Below are 20,577 nucleotides of genomic sequence, written 5' to 3'. Positions count from 1 at the left end.
AGTCTGATACCCGTCGATAGATAATTCAAGGATAAGACTATGACTATGATTTGTGCAAAGGAATTTTCAGAATGGCTAAGACATAGATTCAACGCTGAAAGCTCGGGTATTTCTATTTCGAGAGATGACATTACCCAACTGACAGGCAGACAGCGTTTAGACCCTAGCTTCGTAAATGATGTTCATTACGAATTGATGCAGTATGGAATGGCATTTGTGACCGATACCGGCAGGGAAAACTTTTATCTTGTTCCGATAGCTCAATCAATAAACTGGCGAGAACGACTCGAATATCAATTTGAAAAAGAGCTCTTCTGCAATATTTATCCAATCGAGAAATCAGGATAAAAAAAAGGTTCAACTTATGGTTAAGTTGAACCTTTCTTTTTTAGGTCAAGCCTTGAATGATAACAAACTTCTCGAGTAGCTCGTCATCAGTTTCAATATGGTTTGGGTCAGTGATTATGCATTTTGTAATCGGGCACACTGACTGACATGTTGGCTTTTCATAGTGACCTTTACACTCTGTACATAAATCTGGATCGATCTCGAAGATACTGTCACCCATAGTGATTGCACCATTTGGGCATTCAGGATCACACATATCGCAGTTTATGCACTTGTCAGTAATTAACAGAGCCATTGTTTTCTTCTCAAGTAAGTCGCTTAAGTGAAAATTATTTGCCTGATGCGTTACGTGTATCTTGGCCTTCGCTCAAGTTACGCATCAGCAAGCCGTACTCTAGATCTAGATCTGCTGGTACAGGAATAAATACAAAGTGACCGTTACCTTTCGCATCGTCGACCGCTTCAGATTTACGGTTTTCCATAACTTCCAGTTTGAAAACAACGTTACCTTTCGGTGTCATCATTTCTAAGCTGTCGCCTACTAGAAACTTGTTCTTCACTTCGACTTCCGCTAGGTCGCCACGGCGTTTGCCTGTGAACTCACCAACAAACTGTTGAGTATCAGAGATAGAGTAACCGTACTCGTAGTTTTGGTATGTATCGTGTGTATGGCGACGTAAGAAGCCTTCAGTGTAACCACGGTGAGCTAGGCTCTCTAAGGTACCCATTAGGCTTTCATCGAATGGCTTGCCTGCCACTGCATCGTCAATAGCTTTACGGTAAACCTGAGCAGTACGTGCACAGTAGTAGAAAGACTTAGTACGACCTTCAATTTTGAGAGAGTGAACCCCCATCTTAGTTAGGCGCTCAACGTGTTGGATTGCACGAAGGTCTTTTGAGTTCATGATGTAAGTACCATGCTCATCTTCAAACGCTGCCATTTTCTCTTCTGGCTTGTGTGATTCAGAAAGCAGAACCACTTCGTCTGTTGGTTTACCAAGACCTAGTGTGTTGTCTGGACGTTCATCTTGAACTTCAACTTCTTGAATAGCGACACCAGTTGGATTAGCTTCAACGATCTGACCGTTTTCGTCTTCTTTCGCTGCTTCTGTTTTGTATTCCCAGCGGCAAGCGTTGGTGCAAGTACCTTGGTTTGGATCGCGTTTGTTCATGTAACCAGAAAGCAAGCAACGGCCTGAGTAAGCCATGCAAAGTGCACCGTGAACAAAGATCTCTAGCTCTGTTTCTGGGCAGTGTTCGCGAATTTCTTCGATCTCTTCAAGCGATAGCTCACGAGATAGGATTACACGCTCAACGCCTTGGGTTGACCAGAACTTAACGGTCGCCCAGTTTACTGCGTTTGCTTGAACCGAAAGGTGGATTGGCATTTCAGGGAATGCTTCACGAACCATCATGATAAGACCAGGATCTGACATGATAAGCGCGTCAGGGCCCATATCTACAACTGGTTTAAGGTCGCGAATGAATGTTTTTAATTTAGAGTTGTGCGGCTGAATGTTACATACAACATATAACTTTTTGCCTTGAGCATGAGCTTCATCGATACCGATTTGTAGGTTTTCGTGATTGAACTCGTTGTTACGAACGCGAAGGCTGTAACGTGGCTGGCCTGCGTAAACTGCATCTGCGCCGTAGGCGAATGCGTAACGCATGTTTTTAAGGCTTCCTGCCGGTGATAATAGTTCAGGTACAAATGGTTTTTGTGTAGTCATTGCTTCGTTCTCTAATCTGATCTCAAGTCAGGTTGATACCACCAAGTGATATCAAAGGGGCGCAAATTTTACGCTAAAATGAGTTTGGTTGATAGCCCTAAAGATAGCAATGACATTAACAAGAGGGCAGAGAGGCAGATATAAGCGAAAACTTAGTGAGAAATAAGCTCAGATGCCGTTAGTACCTGAGCTTATAGTTTGACTGATTAAGCGTTAGGTTGAGTTAACCCACCTAATGATTCAAATAGGTTTGGAAGGAAAACACTGAACTCACCACAAAGTAGAGAGAAGTCTGCATCAAAACGCGCAGCTTGATCTTCACGAGGAATATCGTCGTTTTCGTCTTTGAGCTCATCACTGAATTTTAGGCGTTTGATGCTGCCATCTTCTGCAAGAATGAACTCAATACGGTCTTGCCAGTTGATAAGAAGTTTCGTCACCATCTTATTGGCTTCGATGTGGTTTTTAATCTCATCAGCTTCTAGTTCTTGTTTCTTAACTCGAACAATACCGCCGTCTTCTTGAATAGATTTTAGTTCTGCTTCATCAAGCATAGTGATGCCTTGTGGCGTATCACCTGATTTCACCCATTCTGTAAGAGTCGTTTCGATCGCTTGCTCTGGAATAGCTGGCACTACTGGCAGGCTACCCATTGTCTTACGTAGCAATGCCAATACATCTTCTGCTTTTTTGTAGCTGCTCGCATCAACCACAATGAAACCTTCTTTTGGCATGATCAGCGCGTAAGTGAAGTTGCTGCGGCTGAATGCGCGAGGAAGTAGATCAATGATGATGTCTTCTTTTAGGTTGTCTTTCTCTTTCTTTTTCAGAGGTGTACCAGACTCTGCCTCAAGCGTTTCTACTTTTGCGTTCAATGATTCTTTGATCACAGAAGCGGGTAGCATTTTCTCTTCTTTCTTTGCACAGATAAGAATGCGGTTTTCTGATACGTGCGTCATCATATCGCCATGTCTACCCATTGCGTGTACCCAACCAAACTTTTGTTTGTCTTGGCTACCACAAGGAGTAAAGCGGAATTCTTCAAGTTGTTTCTCTAGCTGATCTGCGTTGAAATCAATATCACGGTTGAAGCGATAGACTAGGCAATTTTTAAACCACATAAATTTTTCTCATACCTTTTTAGAAGTGCTTCATGATATGAGATCTAATTCGATTTGTCCCTAGCTCTGTATCAAAAGTTATAAAGTGAAATGTTTGAGACAGTTATATGAAAATTTGTTTTCAAAGGTCACAAAAGTGTCATAATTAACTCAGATAATGCAATGCGTTGATTAAATACAAAGGCTATTCAATTATGTCGAGAAGGATTCTGGTCGTTGAAGATGAAGCACCTATTCGTGAGATGCTGTGTTTCGTGCTTGAACAAAAAGGCTACCAAGCAGTAGAGGCTGAAGATTACGATACAGCGGTAAACAAGCTATGTGAACCTTTCCCAGATCTAGTATTACTAGATTGGATGCTACCTGGTGGTAGCGGGATAAACTTTATCAAGCACATGAAGCGTGAAGAGTTAACTCGCAACATCCCAGTGGTGATGCTAACGGCTCGTGGCGAAGAAGAAGATAAGGTTCGTGGTTTAGAAGTGGGCGCTGATGACTACATCACCAAGCCATTTTCACCAAAAGAGCTTGTTGCTCGCCTGAAAGCGGTTATTCGCCGTGTAACGCCTACCGCACTGGAAGACGTGATTGATGTGCAAGGTCTTAAGTTAGATCCTGTATCTCACCGCGTTACCGCAAGCGAAGGTCCGGTTGATATGGGACCAACAGAGTTCAAAATGTTGCACTTCTTTATGACACACCAAGAGCGTGTGTACAGCCGAGAGCAACTGCTGAATAACGTTTGGGGCACCAACGTTTACGTTGAAGACCGTACCGTTGACGTACATATTCGACGCCTGCGTAAAGCACTTGAATCTGCAGGTCACGACAAGCTAATCCAAACGGTTCGCGGCGCGGGCTACCGTTTTTCTACAAAGGCTTAGTGTGGCTTCGCTACCCAGTTTACGGAGTCCTGAATGGTTGAAAAGTTAACCTGGAAAAAGCTGGCTTGGGAGCTGGCTTTTTTTTACGCACCTTGGGTTTTAGTTGGATGGATATTCGGCTACCTACCTTGGTTACTGCTGGCTGCTACGGTATTGCAGCTCGGCTGGCATCTACATAATCAAATGCGTTTGTCCGCATGGTTGTGGGATGAGAAGCGTCTAACGCCACCATCAGGTTCTGGGAATTGGGAGTCTCTGTTTAACGGTATTTATCGTATGCAGCAGAGACAGCGTCGCAAACGTAAAGAGCTGACCAACCTTATCCGCCGTTTCAGAAATGGTGCAGAATCCCTTCCCGATGCTGTTGTGGTATTTCGCGGTGAAGGCAATATCGTTTGGTGTAACAAGCTAGCTCAGTACTTACTTGGGTTTCGCTGGCCAGACGATTCAGGACAACCGATCTCTAACTTGATCCGCACGCCGGACTTCATCAAGTATCTTAATAAACAAGATTTTTCAGAACCGTTAGAGATGCCTTCGCCACTTAACGTGGAACGTATGCTTGAGCTTCGTATCGTGCCGTATACCGAGGGTGAACACCTGATGGTGGTACGTGATGTTACTCAGCTAAAACAGCTAGAAGGCATGCGTCGTAACTTTTTTGCTAACGTTTCTCACGAGCTACGTACTCCAATGACCGTACTTCAGGGCTACCTTGAAATGACGGAAGATCCAGACATGGTCGTTGGCCCTATGTGGCCTAAGGCTCATGGTGTGATGACCGAGCAATTGAATCGCATGAACAGTCTGGTCAATCAATTATTAACACTTTCTAAGATCGAAGCTGCGCCAATGCATGAGCTCGATGAAGTGGTGAACGTTCCGGCGATGCTTGAGGTTCTTGAAAAAGAAGCGGCAAGCCTAAGTGGTGATAGAGAGCATAAGCTTGAGTTTGATATCGATAAGAGCCTACGCGTTCTTGCTGATGAAGATCAGCTGAGAAGTGCGATATCGAATCTGGTTTACAACGCAGTGAAATACACACCACCAGGCGCGACGGTGAAAGTGCGTTGGTACCAGACCAGTCAAGGTGCCTGTTTGGATGTGTCAGACACCGGAGACGGTATCGAACCACAACACTTACATCGACTCACAGAGCGTTTCTATCGTGTAGATAAAGCACGCTCACGTGATACAGGTGGTAGTGGTCTTGGATTGGCGATTGTGAAACATGCGCTTAGTCATCATGACTCACATTTAGAAATTCAAAGTGAAGTAGGTGTCGGTAGTCGATTCCATTTTACATTGCCAAATCGACTGACAGTGTCATGAGTTGTTTGACACGCAGGATGCGTTTGCCAGTCAGCTCATTATTAGCGTTTGCTTTGGTTAACCCTGTTCATGCCGAACAGAGTGTCGAATCACTGCCTGATTATTCTAAGGTTCCGGGCATTTCTGGGAGCTTATTATCGGTAGGTTCGGATACCTTAGCGGGTATGACGACGTTATGGGTAGAGGAATTTAAATCTTACTACCCGAACGTTAACGCTCAAGTCCAAGCATCTGGTTCTTCTACTGCGCCTCCAGCCTTAACAGAAGGCACTGCTCATCTAGGGCCCATGAGTCGTCCGATGCGCTTGCGAGAAGTAGAGGCATTTGAAAGAGAACATGGTTATAAACCGACAGCACTGCGAGTGGCGATCGATGCGATTGGGCTTTTTGTGCACCGCGATAACCCTATTGAGGGGCTCAACTTTCGTCAGATTGATGGCATCTTTTCAGAGACATTACGCTGTGGTGCGACTAAGCCGCTCAACGATTGGCAAGATCTAGGCGTCGACCAACCTTGGGCGAAACATCGATTCCAGCTGTTTGGGCGCAATTCCGTTTCGGGAACCTATGGCTATTTCAAACAAAACGCATTATGTGGTGGTGACTTTAAGAACCGAGTCAATGAGCAGCCAGGTTCTGCATCGGTTGTACAGTCGGTCGCATCATCAATAAGTGGGATAGGTTACTCAGGTATTGGCTATCGTGTCGCTGGCGTTAAGCTAATTCCTATTGCTGAGTATGGTTCTGATTTTGTAGAGCCGACTCGAGCGAACATCTTGAGTGGTGATTACCCTCTATCGCGCTTTCTTTATGTTTACGTGAATAAACACCCAGATAAACCGCTTTCTCCCGTTGAGAGAGAGTTCCTCACTTTTGTGTTCTCAAAGCAAGGACAAGAACTTGTAGAGAAAGATGGCTATTTAGCAATACCGTCTGAGTTCGCAGAGCAAGAGTTGGCAAAAGTCGGGCTCTGATTGAGGCTACGATAAACTTAGATAAGAAACGTATGAACAGCTTGCGATGTCGCAGGCTGTTTTAATTTTGACTGTTCGTTATTTTAGCTTTAACGACCATCCAGCATTTTGCCAACGTTGTTGCTCTTCTTTAAGTTCACAATCAAGCAGTTGGTTTTGTGCCAACCAATCGCTGTTAGATCCTTTCAATTCCCAGTTATCCTGTTGTTCAATCGTTAGAGTTACGTCTGGGGCCAGTGCTTGATTTCGCTGACGGTTGAGTAAGATAGCAAGTCTCAATATACGAACCAGCAGGGTGACTTGTTGCTGAGTAAACAGAGAAAGTTCCGGCAAATCTTGTAGCTTGAGCGCTTTTCTTTGATAGCGAACCAATGTTGATATAAAACGCTGCTGCTCAGTATTGAAGCCTGGCATTGTCGTGTGCTTAAGCAGATAAGCCGAATGGCGGTGATAGCCTTGGAATGCAATGCTTTGTCCTACCTCATGAAGTAATGCAGCCCAACCAAGCAGATCATACAGCTCATTAGTGACCGCAGTTGTCACTTGAGGCTGCACTTGTTTCAGCAATGCAAGGGCGAGTACTTTGACTTTCTTGCCATGAGTTACGTCTACATGGTATCGAGAGACGAGCGTTTCGGCAGTTCTTGTTCGAACATCAATATCTTTAAATCGATCCTCCATGTCATAAAGAACGCCTTCTCTCAGGGCACCATCAGAAAAATGTAACTCCTTGATGTCTAGCGTATCCATGGCTGCTGAAAGAATGGTGACGCCAGCAGCAAACACAGGCTTTCTATCATCACTTAAGCCTGAAAGATTTAAGGTGTTGGATGATGAAAATTCACATAAGTGATTCTTCAAATAAGACAGGCGTTGGGGCGTAATGAGACCGTCGGTGAACCCTAAGCCAATGAGTACCTCTTTTATTGATTTAGCAGTCCCTGATGAGCCAAAAGCGATTTCCCAAGGGGCTTTTGTGTATTCTTCAATCAACGGCATCAATAGACGAGTAGCTGCGGTATAAGCATCTGAGAAGTGTTGTGAAGTTAGCCCTTCGTCAGCAAAGAAACGTTGGGTGAAGTTGACGCATCCCATCGGTAAACTGCGCATAATTAGGGGGGTAAAACCTTGTCCTGCGACGAGTTCGGTACTGCCACCACCGATATCAATAACCAACTTAGATTCAGAAGCGGTTTGAGTGTGTTCTACACCGTTATAGATTATTCGAGCTTCTTCTTGACCGGAAATGATCTCTATTGGAAAAGGAAACAGTGGTTTGGCTTGCTCTAAGAAGTCTTTAGCGTTTTTGGCTTTTCTTAGGGTATGAGTCGCAACAACTCTGACATCATCAAGCTCAAAATCCGCCAGTCGTTCTGCGAACACTTTGAGGCATTCTAGGCCTCGCTCGATAGCGCTTTCAGATAGGACGTTACGTTCATCCAATCCATCACCTAATCTCACTTTCTGTTTGTGTCTGCTGACTAATTGCAGGTGTTGATCGAATACCCGGGCAACCACCATGTGGAAGCTGTTCGAACCCAAGTCGATAGCGGCAATACATCGAGAATGTTTGTTATCAATTAGCGGCATGATTTCTTCTCTTGTTTGTACTTCTTGCGAGCAAGTTTCTCCATACGTTTAATATAGTGGTAAGTGGAGAGTTGTGACGTCGGGTAATCAAGTGGGTTTGCTGGTGGTTGTATGTAAGGGTTGCTCATCGCTTGGTTTAGTAATCGAGCTTTGTTGCTGTCATCAAAATGAAACTCGGTGATATCGATAATGGTTTGCTTGATCTTAGGGTCTAAAATTGGGGCTGCAACTTCGATGCGATGATCAAAGTTTCGTGTCATCCAGTCAGCAGAAGAGATATAGACTTTCGGCTTTTCAGCGTTACCAAATATCATCACTCTCGGATGTTCGAGGAAACGATCGACCACACTGACTATCTCAATATGATCACTTATGTTGGCTATGCCAGGGACAAGAGAGCACATGCCGCGAATGACCATTCTCACTTTTACATTGGCTTGGCTAGCCTGGTAGATCTTTTCAATGATCTCTCGATCGACCAAGTTGTTGAGTTTTAGAGTGATGCTTGCAGGTTTACCTTCTATCGCGTTTTGTATTTCATGATCTATCAATTGGTACAGACGTTTTCTAGTATTCTTTGGTGACACAATCAGTTGTTTGAACTGGGACTTTTGATAAGGGTTTTCAATATACTTAAAGACTTGTCTCACCTCTTGAGTCAAATCTTCATTCGCAGTGAGCAGAGAAAAATCGGTATACACGCGCGCTGTAACTTCATGGAAGTTGCCAGTGCCAATATGGGCATAATGCTCTGTATGCTTGCCTTCTTTTCGTTTGATGAGCAGCAGCTTGGAATGGATCTTCAAACTAGGGATGCCATGGATGACCTTTACACCCGCTTCTTGAAGTTTCTTGGTCCATTGAATGTTGGCTTGCTCATCAAAGCGTGCTTGCAGCTCGACAACCACAGTGACCTTTTTGCCATTGTGTGCTGCATCGATGATCGAGCTGAGGAGTTTTGAGCCCTCCGCAACACGGTAAACGTTTATTTTGATGGAGGTTACCTTGGGATCAAAGGAAGCCTGCCTAACAAGTTCAGTGATGTGATTAAAAGTGTGATAAGGGTAATGGAGTAAGATGTCACGAGCTTTGATCGCTTCGAAATAGTTTGGGTAATGGCTGAAATGCGCGCATTTAATCGCGGGTAGAGGACGATTAACTAAATCATGTCGGTTAAGGCTTGGGAACTCAGAGAAATGTTTGAAGTTATGATAGCGCCCACCTGCGATGACACTGTCATAGTCAGACAGTTTAAGTCTGACTTGTAAGAAGTTGAGCATTTCAGCGGGCATCTCTGACTCATAGATCAGACGTATCGGCAGTGCCGTTAAGCGCTGCTCTAAACCTAAAGACATCGATTCTAATAGGTTATTTTCATTGTCTTCTTGAAGATCATAATCGGCATCACGTGTCATTTTTATCGCAAAACAACGCAATGAGTCATACTCAAAGAATCCTTTAAGTAAGTCATCCAAACAAAATCGAACTATATTATCTAACAAGATCAAAGTTGTACGCTGCGAACCCGAAGGTTCCGGTAGCTTAACAAATCGAGGGAGCGTCTCTGATGGGATTTCGAGTAAGACATATTGAGATGATGTCTCGCGCTCGATATCGATGGCTAAGTAACTTTGTTCATCTTTGAGAATATTAAGTAACTGGCTATCTTCGTTCAAGAGAAGCGGCGTTAAGTGTGGCAGCACTTTTTTCTTAAAGTACTTTTTTATCCAGCCACTTTGTTCTTCGCTGATTTGTTGTTCGTTGACCAGAAAAATACGATTGCGTACCAATTCCAATAGCAAGTCGTTATACAGTTCATGGAATTGAGCATCGAGCTTGCTCGCTTTGCTCTGCATTTGAGTCAGCAAGGCTTTCGGTGAGTTGGAGGTTAGCTGTGGATCTTGAAGTAAGATCTTTCGCTTCACATCAGCAAATCGGACTTTGTAAAACTCATCGAGGTTTTTCGAGTAAATACCTAAAAAACGAACTCTTTCGATTAAGGGGACTGACTTATCTGCCGCTTCTTGGAGCACTCTTTCATTGAAGGATAACCAGCTAAGTTCTTTTGTGACATAGTCTTTTTCCATCGAGATGAGAATCCTTGAGTACTGGCTATAGAGCTGATTACTTTAAATTAGAATGGCAAAATACACCAAATCTATGATCTTACTTTAAGAAATATGGCTAACAAACTTGTTATTAGTTTCAGTTGTTTAACGTAACTTGTAATATAATTGTCATCTAACGTACATATTATGTCAGTAGCTAAAAAAAGGTAGATAAACAGATGGCTTCAGCCCAATTTTCATTGAAAGAGCGCGACAAAAAAAGATGGTTGAAAGATCGTCTCGTCCGTTTTTCGGTGACATGTGGCGCGGTCAGTGTTCTAGCTGCCCTAGTATTGATCTTTGTTTACTTGGCGATGGTCATTTTACCGGTATTTTCTGATACTGGTTTAGAGACAGACCAAGCTGTGAAGACCGTTGCCGTCGAAGAGCCTATCGTCTTATCGGTTGATGAATATGGTCAGCATGCATTTACTATCGAAAAATCCGGTTTGGTACAGTTTTGGGATTTAGAGTCTCAAAATACACACTCTTACTTTGAGCGTGATGTTGTAGCCAACCCCATCGCCTTTTCTCGAAATACCCCATCTGAAAACTGGTTTGCCTTTGCCGACAGCGCAAGCAATCTTACTTTTTTCTATCCTGAGTATAGTGCGCCTGTGCTGAAAAAGGGCAGTGAAGCCGAACCTAAAATTGAGCAAATCACTCTCCCTGAACCGTTTTTAAATGATGAATCATCAATTGGAGCGACGATCGACAAATTCGCGTTCTCTAAAAATGGACGTGGGATTACGGTTGCCGCTCAGTTAAGTGACCAACGAGTCTTGGTTAAGTGGTATCAGAGTGACCTTACTGGTCAGTATGTTTTTCAGAAGAGACAATGGCTATCGGATAAGCTGGGCTTGCAACAGCAACTGCTTGTCACGCCTGATGGGCAAACTTTGTACCTTCGAGCACAATCGGATTTGGTTGTTTTGAAACTATCAGATAACGGTTTTGATGTTCGTGAAGTGATTGATCTTAGCTTAAATGATGCGAAGCATTCCGTGAAAAGCATCGATTTACTGTCTGGAGCTTATTCACTGTTGGTTACGCATGAGGACGGACAGGTTTCTCAGTGGTTCGATGTACTCAAAGATGAAAAACGTAGCCTGACCCATATTCGAGACTTCCAACTAGCTGAACAAGTGCAATTTATTCTTCCTGATACTTATAGAAAGGGTTTTTATAGTTTCTATAAGAACGGCACATTACAAAGCCACTATACGACCAGTGAAAAGCTGTCGTTGTTTGAACGAGCCTTTGATAAATCACCACAACTAGCGGCTATGTCTGCCAATGAACTGCATCTTGCGACCTTGATTGATGGCACCATCAGTGTGGCTAAACTCGACAATGAATATCCACAGATCTCATTCTCATCGCTTTGGCAAAAGGTCTGGTATGAAAGTTACCCTGAACCGCAATACGTTTGGCAATCAACGTCGGCGAACGATGACTTTGAAGAGAAATTCAGTTTAGTACCTATCACGTTCGGTACTATTAAAGCCGCTCTGTTTGCGATGATGTTTGCTGTGCCGGTTGCTGTGCTCGGAGCTATTTACACCGCTTACTTCATGTCTCCACGCATGCGAAGAGTGGTGAAGCCTTCGATCGAACTGATGGAAGCGCTTCCGACTGTGATCATCGGATTCTTGGCTGGGCTTTGGTTTGCTCCAATCGTCGAGACGCATTTAACGGCTGTCTTCTCATTAATGGTGCTATTGCCACTGAGCACACTGTTGACTGGACTTGTTTGGTTCTGTTTGCCGAAGATGGTAACGGGTCGCTTCTCTAATGGTTGGCATGCTCTGATATTGATTCCGGTATTGGTGATTACAGTGGTTGCGGTATTTGCTGGTGGAAACAACATTGAAGCTTTGTTATTTGGTGGTGATATTCGTACCTTCTTGGCTAGCTATGGTATCGACTTTGACCAACGCAATGCGCTAGTGGTTGGTTTTGCTATGGGCTTTGCGGTCATCCCAACGATTTTCACGATTGCGGAAGATGCTATTTTCTCTGTACCTAAGCATTTGTCTGATGGCTCATTAGCGTTGGGGGCGACGGCGTGGCAGACGCTTATTTATGTGGTGTTATTGACGGCGAGTCCAGGTATCTTTTCTGCGGTTATGATGGGCCTAGGGCGAGCGGTTGGTGAAACCATGATCGTCTTGATGGCGACAGGTAACACTCCAATTCTTGACTGGAATATTTTGGAAGGGATGAGAACCTTATCGGCAACGATTGCTGTTGAGCTGCCAGAATCAGAAGTGGGTGGTTCTCATTTCCGCTTGCTGTTCTTGGCTGCACTGTTGCTGTTTATCTTTACATTCGCGGTGAACTCAGTTGCTGAGTGGGTTAGACAAAGACTGAGAGATAAATATCGTGCGCTGTAGTTGTAAAGGTTTGCCTCAATGTACGTCAATGGCTTTTAGTGGCTTGACTAGCGTGTCTCGTGATCTTCTCAGTTCCTTGAGTTCAGTACGTCAAGAGCAAGGTCGATCATGATGAATAAACTGAAGTCATTATTGTCTTGGGTTAAATCGGGCTCTCCGTGGATCTGGCTAACGGGTGGGGCGGTGAGCATCAGTATGCTTTCTGTTCTTGGCCTAATGCTGCTGATTGGTTGGAAGGGCTTAACCTATTTTTGGCCCGCACCTTTGTACCAATGGCAAGTTGATTCCAAAGACTTATCGCTCGTGGTCGATCTTGACGAAACCGTATCCAAACAAGATGTATTGGTTGGTCAGCTATATGAACGAAAATACATCCCGATAGAGCAAGTTCCACAAGTCCATGATCTCTTGTCGCCTCAAAACCTCTCGACTGGGCTAATACAGCGCTTAAGCATCAAAGTTGCCAACAGAGAGCTGTACCCTGCGGACTTTGTTTCCATTCTGGATGTTAACTTACGTGAACCAACCACCCCGCTAGATTGGGTTGTGATTGAACGAAGTCGAGGTGGTTATTTCTTTGGTAAGCCGGTGGGTTTTAAAACCGCTTCTGGCACCTTTGATTCGAACATAGACCAAAAGCTCGAACAAGGCTTGGCGTTCGCTGATACGTTACGTAAAGAAACGTCGCGTGTCGTGAACCAAGAAATTCGCAATATCAGCTGGCAATTGGAAAACCTGCGCTTAGAAAAGCGTAAGCTTGAACTCAATGAGTCAGTGAGTGATGAATACCTTACAACCTATACTCAAACTAAACTGGAATTAAACCGCCAGTTAGGTGAAGCCGAAGTTAAGCTTGAGCACCTTAGAACGCAACTTAATGTCGAAAGCTTGCTGGTTGAGGATATGACAGGCGAGTTGGTCGAGATCTCGCTCAGTCACATTTTGGATTATTGGTACCCGAATAATATGTCTTACCTAGAAAAGGTTGGGCACTGGGGCAAACAAGTTTGGAAGTTCTTATCAGAGAATCCACGAGACTCAAACTCTGAAGGCGGTGTATTTCCTGCGATCTTCGGCACTGTTCTGTTGGTTATTCTCATGTCGATCGTCGTGATGCCGCTTGGCGTGGTCGCTGCGATATATCTTCATGAATACGCAAAAAACAACGCACTGACACGTTTAATTCGTATCGCCGTGATTAACTTGGCGGGTGTACCGTCGATTGTGTATGGCGTTTTTGGTTTAGGTTTCTTCGTCTATACCATTGGTGGCTCGATTGATACGTTGTTTTATGCAGAACGATTACCCGCTCCGACATTTGGCACACCGGGCCTACTTTGGTCAGCACTAACCTTAGCGGTCTTGACGCTTCCAGTGGTTATCGTAACCACTGAAGAGGGCTTAACGCGCATTCCTAGTGCAGTGAGGCACGGTTCATTAGCGCTTGGTGCGACTCAATTTGAGACGCTTTGGCGCATTGTTTTACCGATGGCAAGCCCAGCGATTATCACTGGTTTAATTTTGGCAATCGCGAGAGCTGCGGGGGAAGTTGCTCCACTAATGCTGGTGGGTGTTGTGAAATTAGCATCCAGCTTGCCAGTCGATGGTCAGTTCCCGTATCTACACTTAGACAGAAAGTTCATGCATTTAGGCTTTCATATCTATGATGTTGGTTTTCAAACCTCTAATATCGAAGCGGCACGACCTTTAGTGTATGCGACTTCATTTTTATTGGTTACGGTGATTGTTGGGTTGAATTTAACAGCCATCAATATCCGTAATAACTTGCGTGAAAAATACCGAACCTTAGGACAAGATTAGATGTTCTCGATTAATGAAACCTTGGGTTACCAAGCACCACTTGATGTTCACAACCTGAAGGATGAGCAAATTGCTATCTCGATTGAAGGGCTAAATCTTTACTATAAAGAGAGCCAAGCACTTGATGATATCTCGATGCAGATCCCGAAGGGGCAGGTGACCGCGTTTATCGGCCCTTCTGGCTGTGGTAAGTCGACTCTGCTGCGCTGCATTAATCGCATGAACGATCTTGTTGAGGGCTGTAAGGTTTCCGGGAAAGTGAAGCTTCATGGCAAGAACGTCTATCACCCTAAGGTGGATGTCGCGACCTTACGACGTCGTGTTGGTATGGTATTCCAGCGTCCGAACCCTTTTCCTAAATCTATCTATGAGAATGTGGTTTATGGCTTGAGGCTGCAAGGCGTTAGCAACAGCCGCGACCTTGATGATGCGGTTGAACGCTCTCTGCGCGCTGCTGCTCTATGGGATGAAGTGAAGGATCGATTGCATGAGAATGCTTTTGGTTTATCTGGCGGCCAACAGCAGCGTTTGGTTATCGCTCGTGCGGTTGCGATTGAGCCTGAAGTACTTTTGTTAGATGAGCCGACATCTGCACTCGATCCGATTTCCACTTTGACGATTGAAGAGCTGATCAACGATCTCAAAACGCAATACACAGTGGTGATTGTTACCCACAACATGCAACAAGCCGCGCGCGTAAGTGACCATACTGCCTTTATTCATATGGGAAAATTGATCGAGTACTCAGATACGGACTCAATTTTTACGTCTCCATTGAAAAACCAGACGGAAGACTACATTACTGGTAGATATGGCTAACCTCTACAAAGGTGTCATCTAGAGCTAAGTCACTCTACAAAAATGGCTTTCTTCATTTCTTTCAAGGAGCAAGTATGCATTTCGGTCGCCACATTTCAGGGCAATTCAATGTCGAGTTAGAATCGATCCGTACTCATGTATTGACCATGGGCGGGTTAGTGGAGCAGCAACTCTCGTTTGCAATGCAGGCGCTTCATAAAGACGATGTTGAATTGGCTAAAAAAGTGATTCGTGATGACCACAAAGTGAATGCGATGGAAGTGTCGATTGATGAGGCGTGTACTCGAATCATTGCAAAGCGTCAGCCGACAGCGAAAGATCTGCGTTTGATTATGGCGATCATCAAAACGATTACCGATCTGGAACGTATTGGCGATGTTGCCTCTAAAATTGCTCAAGGTGCGATAGAGATCCCTTCAACCAAAGAGCAGAAATTCCACGTATCTTTAGAGCCTCTTTGCCGTCAGGCTATCACCATGCTTCACCAAGTATTAGATGCTTTTGCTCGTATGGATGTTGATGCGGCAGCTGAAGTTCACAAGCTTGATGATAAGTTGGATGCGGAGTACGAGGCCGTTATTCGTCAGTTAATGACCTATATGATGGAAGATCCTAAGAACATCCCTAATATTTTGCAGGTGATGTGGTCAGCGCGTGCGATTGAACGAGTGGGAGACCGCTGCCAAAATATCTGCGAATACATTATTTACTTTGTGAAGGGTAAAGATGTACGTCACTTAGGCGATCAAAGCCTTGATGACGCACTAAAATAGAACTTATCTTTAGAAGCTAATTATTGCACCAAGATTGAAATTGACCGTTGTGTCGTAAGGCACAAAGGTTTTGTTGTGATCAAAAATATTCATATCAACACCAGCACGTAATCCAAGCATTGGTGTCGCTTGATAAACGTAGGCCCCGCCTAGGCTTATACCATGTGTTGTTTTCTCTTCTACTTCGCCTGAGCGAGTTTTTTTACCGTCATAACTTGCCACACCAATCTCAGCCTGAAAGCCGTGGATTTGGTTTCTTCCAAACATGTTTTGGATACCAACACGATACGCATCAACTGTTTCGTCATATCGATCGCTGTCATACCAAAGGTGAGAATAGCTAAGATAAACGGCACCTAAATTTGCCACATCAGTAATGCCAGCTTGAACTCCGAAGCCATGATAAGAGCCAATTTTTAGTTCTGGGGATAAATGAAGAGCACTTGCTGAAACGGAAGTAGAAAGGGCTGAAAGTAAAAGCAGGGAAGTTTTTATCTTCATAAAAATACCTAAAGCAATTAGCCGTCCGTGGCTGCAATGAATTTTGATTCGAATTGTTCGAAAGGGGGTCAACTTTGATGAGGTGTTAGAACCCAGCAATTGACTGATCGTAAAAAGCCAGCTTGAACGCTGGCTTTTTCAATTTATTAGAAGCGGTAACCGACAGTCCATGAGAATGTGTCGTAATCTACGTCATCGTAGCTCGCGAATTCAAAGCGCATGTCAGTGTATAGGTGTGGTCCGAATTCAGCGCGACCACCTAGGCCAACAACGAAGCTGGTATCGTTGTATGATTCAGTCCACTTCTTGTCTAGGATGCTAATTGAATTATCTTCACTTTGACGAGCTAGGCCCAGAACACCATAAGGTTTTAAAGAGAAGCCATCCAATTCAAATTTATAACCGATGTCAGCATCAACTTGGAACTTGTAACCATCGATCTCAGCTTTTATGCCTTCAACGTTTTCGTCGTCACTATTCGTTGCGTAAGAAACGTTGATACCTACGATACGGTTAAATTCATAACCATATTCAAGTTTGATACCGTTACCCCAATCAACTGTGTCATCGGTTAGCCAATCGTTTACTTGAATTTGGTTGTAACCGATACCCACACGGTGTTGGCTGTCAAAGTTGTTTGCAAGAACTGGAACAGAAAGTAGTGAAGCTGAAATTAGGGTAGTAAGTGCAATTTTCATATTAGTCTCTATCTAGGGTTAACTTAACTGCACGATCCTTCGTAGTTCAGTATCCGTTTTGACAGAGCTAATATTAAACAGTGTTTTATTTTTAGGCTAAGTAGTGTTTTGTATAAGCATAATAAGCATTACTTATTAACTTGTTCGTTTAACGCTTCTTTAATGACATTGCTGAGCCACATATGAAGAGGGTTATTACGATTTTTTGCATGGATATAGCTATACACTCCCATCATTTTTAAGTCGTTAGCGACATCTACATCAATAGCTCTCAGGTTGGGATAGTTGTCGATAGGAAAGAGGTTGGAATGAGGCATATACATATCAGAGTTTAGTAGGACATCAATAAGAGCCAATACCATCTCGGAACGAAACCCAATTCGATGAGGAATAGAGTAGGATTCTAATATTCGTGAAGCTTGACTGAAGTTATCGTTCCATCCTGGTGATATTAGCGATGCAATCTCATAACCTGCTAAATCTTGTGGGGTGACAGTAGACTCTTTAATCGGGTGCTCTTTTCGTACAAATAAGCGCCCTTTAATATCAACGAGCTTCTGAACATAAATCTCTTTAGAAACGTTGGTGAGTTGATAAGCAACACCTAATAAGACATTTTCTTTTTGAATATCTTTTACAGACGACGTACTCCAGCTCGTTAATTCTAACTCACAGTTTGGGGCTTGTTGCTTGATGACTTTGTAAAGAGTCCCTGATAAACATGCGAGTACCACTGGAGACAAAGCGATTTTTATTGGGTAGTCAATTTGCTTTGGGTCAAAGGTATTTGAAGAGTTAACGGCGGCTTTCAAACCATCTAAATGAGGTGAAAGCTCATTCGCTAGTTGTTTGCTGAAGTAGGTAGGTTGTAACCCACCATATACTTTTATAAAAAGATCATCGTTGAAGTGATAGCGCAGCTTCTGTAAGGTCTGACTAACCGCCGGCTGAGAAACGAATAAACGCTCCGCAGCCTTTCTGGTGTTTTTTTCTTGATAAACAATCAGGAATGTTCGTAACAGGTTTAAATCAAGAGAGCTGAATAAGTCTTTAGCCATATCTATCCATGAAAATTTTCTGTGCTATTAAATCTAATATACGTCAGTCAGTTAGATTAGTCAGCGAGGTTCTCTGGATTTATGCTGGCGATTATTACCCTAAGCGGTGAGGGCGGCTCTCACATCAGATATCTTACTCGCATCTGTCACTGGGATCTGATAATCATCAATATCATCATTGCCCATTTGAGCACTCGAGTTGTTTTCCATTAGGCTCGGTCTTGTTGATTTACCTGAAAGGTGAAGAGCAGGTACTTGGGTAGCGCTTTGAATCATTTTGGCATTCGCAGCGTTAACGCCAGCCCCCGCCATGATATCAATTCGTCCATCGGCTTGTTTGACCATTGCTGCCAATACATCGATGCCTTGTTCGGCATTAACAGCAAGCCCTGATGTCAGGACTCTTTCGCATCCAAGTGTAATCACCTGCTCTAATGCTGCTTGGAAATCAGAGCTTTGATCGATGGCTCTGTGGAAGGTAATCCCAAGCTTTAACGAGTGTGCTTTTTCAGCCAGTTGCTGCATTTTTGGCATATCGATACTTCCGTTCGGCGCTAACACACCAAGTACGACCCCATCCAATCCTGCATTTGCACAAGCTTCAATATCTTCAAGCATACAGAGCATATCGTCGTTATCGAAAATGAAGTCGCCCTGTCTTGGTCTAATCATAGCGTAGACCGGAACCGACGAAATTATTGCCGCTTGCTTCATCATTCCGAAGCTTGGAGTTAATCCGCCAAGTGCTAAGGCAGAGCAAAGCTCAATTCGACTCGCGCCACCAGATAGTGCGTTATGAAGAGATTCTAAGTTATCGATACAGACTTCAATTTCGGTGTTCATCGTGTTTATCCGTTCAAAAAGATACTGATGAAATCATAGCAATCTAGGTGTGATTCTGAATAGATGGGGATAAGGGAAAATAGGGGTAAAGTTTGGGTTTAGAGCTACCTCAATTATCTATCACAAGAGACAGTCTAGGGTGAAGGTTAGTGAGAAAACAAAAAGCCCGAAGCGTTAATGAACTGACCCCCAATAGTTGGACACCAATTATTGGGGGTCTTTTTATGTCCAAATATAGCCGAGAGCTAAAATGTATCATTGCTAAGCAATACTTAGATGGCACGTCATCTCTCTACTTAGCAAAACAATATTCAATTTCTTCAAGGCAGATACGGTATTGGGCTCAAGTCTTTGCCATCCATGGTACTGATTCATTTTTACCAACTAATCATGCCGCGACTGCTCAAACAAAACGAAAAGCATTGAATTTAATGTGGACGAATGAATGGTCTCTCACGCACACTAGCGCTGTATTAAACCTCTCATCCCCTGGAATACTCTCTGTCTGGCTTAAACGATTTAATGAGCTCGGTATCAAGGGGCTCGAAATGCGCCAGAAAGGAAGACCCTCAATGAAACAGCAACCTCAACGTACCACTAAGCCTGATAATGAAATGACACTTGAGGAGCTAAAAGAGGAGTTGGTCTACTTACGAACCGAGAATGCCGTTCTAAAAAAGTTGGAAGAGTTGGAGCAGAAAAAAAACCGTCGAACAAAGAAAAAGCGGTCATAGCTCTAACTCTTAAAGGCAAGTACCCATTAAAGCACTTACTGCACACTCTACAGTTGGCAAAAAGTGTCTTTTATTATCAGGCTCAAACGAGCAAGCGCCAAAATAGCTACGAACGTGAGCTGCGGTTGATAAAGTCAATTTATCATGAACATAAGGGGCGATACGGCTACCGCCGTATTCACTTGGAACTAAAGAATCAGGGGTTCGTGCTTAATCACAAAACGGTTCAAAGGCTTATGGCTCAGCTCAACCTTAAATCGACGGTCAGGATTAAAAAGTATCGTTCATACCGAGGAGAGTCAGGAAAAGCTGCTCCCAACGTTCTTGAAAGAGATTTTAGTGCGACTCAACCCGATGAAAAGTGGGTAACTGATGTCACGGAGTTCAAAGTCAAAGAGCAGAAAGTATACTTATCTCCCGTTGTCGACTTGTTTACTCAGGAGGTGGTTGCTTATAGAGTGGCCAAAAATGCCTGCTTGCCGCTTGTCACAGATATGCTGACGGAAGCTATATCAACGCTTAAACCCAACTCAAAGCCAATTATACATAGCGATCAAGGTTGGCAATATCGCCATCGACAGTATCAGAAAAAGGTAGCGGAGAGTGGGTTAACGCAAAGCATGTCGAGAAAAGGTAACTGCTTGGATAATGCTGTTGCTGAAAACTTTTTTGCTTTACTCAAAACCGAGATGTATCACAACCAAAGCTTTGAAGATGCAGATGCTCTGATAGAGCAGATTAAAGAATACATCGAGTACTACAATACCAAACGTATAAAAGTGAAACTAAAAGGCCTGACTCCGATAGAATATCGAACTCAGGCCTTGAAAGCCGCTTAACAGAA

General features: G+C 43.7%; 19 protein-coding genes. 10 read left to right on the top strand and 9 right to left on the bottom strand.

All coding sequences use genetic code 11. The features are described 5' to 3' along the window. Window positions 1-39 precede the first annotated feature (39 nt). Window positions 40-348: a hypothetical protein gene (locus OCV20_RS13845; RefSeq protein WP_048615188.1), complete on the top strand. Its 309-nt coding sequence runs from the start codon at window positions 40-42 to the stop codon at window positions 346-348. Window positions 349-388: 40 nt separating this feature from the next. On the opposite strand, the gene OCV20_RS13840 is transcribed toward OCV20_RS13845, so the two are convergent. From OCV20_RS13840 to rdgC, 3 genes are all read right to left on the bottom strand, one after another. Then, window positions 389-643 carry a YfhL family 4Fe-4S dicluster ferredoxin gene (locus OCV20_RS13840; RefSeq protein WP_004735061.1) on the bottom strand — a complete coding sequence of 85 codons (255 nt, stop codon included), beginning with the start codon at window positions 641-643 and terminating at the stop codon, window positions 389-391. Window positions 644-677: 34 nt separating this feature from the next. Next, window positions 678-2,081, bottom strand: coding sequence for a prephenate-dependent tRNA uridine(34) hydroxylase TrhP (trhP, locus tag OCV20_RS13835; protein ID WP_019823039.1), 1,404 nt, complete (start codon window positions 2,079-2,081; stop codon window positions 678-680). Window positions 2,082-2,287: 206 nt separating this feature from the next. Next, a complete protein-coding gene (rdgC, locus tag OCV20_RS13830; protein WP_048615190.1) occupies window positions 2,288-3,202 on the bottom strand; it encodes a recombination-associated protein RdgC in 915 nt (304 codons plus the stop codon). A 194-nt stretch (window positions 3,203-3,396) separates the two neighbouring features. Here rdgC and phoB point away from each other — a divergent pair, with 194 nt between their 5' ends. Genes phoB through OCV20_RS13815 form a run of 3 tightly spaced genes read left to right on the top strand, consistent with a single transcriptional unit; the run spans window position 3,397 to window position 6,392 of the window. Beyond that, window positions 3,397-4,086, top strand: coding sequence for a phosphate regulon transcriptional regulator PhoB (gene phoB, locus OCV20_RS13825; RefSeq protein WP_004735064.1), 690 nt, complete (start codon window positions 3,397-3,399; stop codon window positions 4,084-4,086). Window positions 4,087-4,119: 33 nt separating this feature from the next. Next, entirely contained in the window at window positions 4,120-5,418 is a 1,299-nt protein-coding gene (gene phoR / locus OCV20_RS13820; protein ID WP_019823041.1) for a phosphate regulon sensor histidine kinase PhoR, read from the top strand. Continuing rightward, complete coding sequence (locus tag OCV20_RS13815) at window positions 5,415-6,392, top strand: PstS family phosphate ABC transporter substrate-binding protein (RefSeq protein ID WP_086774750.1); 978 nt, start codon at window positions 5,415-5,417, stop codon at window positions 6,390-6,392. Before phoR ends, OCV20_RS13815 begins: the two co-directional genes overlap by 4 nt. 78 nt (window positions 6,393-6,470) lie before the next feature. On the opposite strand, the gene ppx is transcribed toward OCV20_RS13815, so the two are convergent. Together ppx and ppk1 are read right to left on the bottom strand one after the other, a co-directional pair. After that, window positions 6,471-7,982, bottom strand: a complete 1,512-nt coding sequence (gene ppx, locus OCV20_RS13810) for an exopolyphosphatase (RefSeq protein WP_086774751.1) — start codon at window positions 7,980-7,982, stop codon at window positions 6,471-6,473. Continuing rightward, entirely contained in the window at window positions 7,973-10,069 is a 2,097-nt protein-coding gene (ppk1, locus tag OCV20_RS13805; RefSeq protein ID WP_086774752.1) for a polyphosphate kinase 1, read from the bottom strand. The genes ppx and ppk1 overlap by 10 nt, the downstream gene beginning before the upstream one ends. Window positions 10,070-10,269: 200 nt before the next feature. Here ppk1 and OCV20_RS13800 point away from each other — a divergent pair, with 200 nt between their 5' ends. From OCV20_RS13800 to phoU, 4 genes are all read left to right on the top strand, one after another. After that, window positions 10,270-12,486 carry an ABC transporter permease subunit gene (locus OCV20_RS13800; RefSeq protein ID WP_086774753.1) on the top strand — a complete coding sequence of 739 codons (2,217 nt, stop codon included), beginning with the start codon at window positions 10,270-10,272 and terminating at the stop codon, window positions 12,484-12,486. 111 nt (window positions 12,487-12,597) lie between these two features. Then, complete coding sequence (gene pstA, locus OCV20_RS13795; protein WP_050619859.1) at window positions 12,598-14,307, top strand: phosphate ABC transporter permease PstA; 1,710 nt, start codon at window positions 12,598-12,600, stop codon at window positions 14,305-14,307. Then, the gene (gene pstB / locus OCV20_RS13790; protein WP_009848269.1) at window positions 14,308-15,126 is read left to right on the top strand and encodes a phosphate ABC transporter ATP-binding protein PstB; all 819 of its coding nucleotides are present in this window, start codon (window positions 14,308-14,310) and stop codon (window positions 15,124-15,126) included. A gap of 74 nt (window positions 15,127-15,200) precedes the next feature. Next, window positions 15,201-15,899 carry a phosphate signaling complex protein PhoU gene (gene phoU / locus OCV20_RS13785; RefSeq protein ID WP_009848270.1) on the top strand — a complete coding sequence of 233 codons (699 nt, stop codon included), beginning with the start codon at window positions 15,201-15,203 and terminating at the stop codon, window positions 15,897-15,899. A 9-nt stretch (window positions 15,900-15,908) separates the two neighbouring features. Here the strand turns inward: phoU and OCV20_RS13780 are convergent, their stop codons facing one another. The 4 genes from OCV20_RS13780 to OCV20_RS13765 form a co-directional block, all read right to left on the bottom strand. Next, complete coding sequence (locus OCV20_RS13780) at window positions 15,909-16,400, bottom strand: hypothetical protein (protein ID WP_086774754.1); 492 nt, start codon at window positions 16,398-16,400, stop codon at window positions 15,909-15,911. 146 nt (window positions 16,401-16,546) lie between these two features. After that, on the bottom strand, window positions 16,547-17,098 hold the full coding sequence (locus tag OCV20_RS13775) for a porin family protein (RefSeq protein ID WP_086774755.1): 552 nt from the start codon (window positions 17,096-17,098) through the stop codon (window positions 16,547-16,549). A 128-nt stretch (window positions 17,099-17,226) separates the two neighbouring features. Beyond that, window positions 17,227-18,156: a LysR family transcriptional regulator gene (locus OCV20_RS13770; protein ID WP_086774756.1), complete on the bottom strand. Its 930-nt coding sequence runs from the start codon at window positions 18,154-18,156 to the stop codon at window positions 17,227-17,229. A 99-nt stretch (window positions 18,157-18,255) separates the two neighbouring features. Continuing rightward, window positions 18,256-18,999 carry a copper homeostasis protein CutC gene (locus OCV20_RS13765; protein ID WP_086774757.1) on the bottom strand — a complete coding sequence of 248 codons (744 nt, stop codon included), beginning with the start codon at window positions 18,997-18,999 and terminating at the stop codon, window positions 18,256-18,258. 224 nt (window positions 19,000-19,223) lie between these two features. Here OCV20_RS13765 and OCV20_RS13760 point away from each other — a divergent pair, with 224 nt between their 5' ends. After that, window positions 19,224-19,733, top strand: a complete 510-nt coding sequence (locus OCV20_RS13760; protein WP_086774936.1) for a helix-turn-helix domain-containing protein — start codon at window positions 19,224-19,226, stop codon at window positions 19,731-19,733. After that, window positions 19,730-20,572, top strand: coding sequence for an IS3 family transposase (locus OCV20_RS13755; protein WP_108721729.1), 843 nt, complete (start codon window positions 19,730-19,732; stop codon window positions 20,570-20,572). Before OCV20_RS13760 ends, OCV20_RS13755 begins: the two co-directional genes overlap by 4 nt. Window positions 20,573-20,577 lie beyond the last annotated feature (5 nt).

This window comes from Vibrio coralliirubri (genome assembly GCF_024347375.1).
GTDB classification, from domain to species: domain Bacteria; phylum Pseudomonadota; class Gammaproteobacteria; order Enterobacterales; family Vibrionaceae; genus Vibrio; species Vibrio coralliirubri.
The sequence above is the reverse complement of the archived record's forward strand: the minus strand, read 5'-3'. Positions and strand labels throughout refer to the sequence as shown.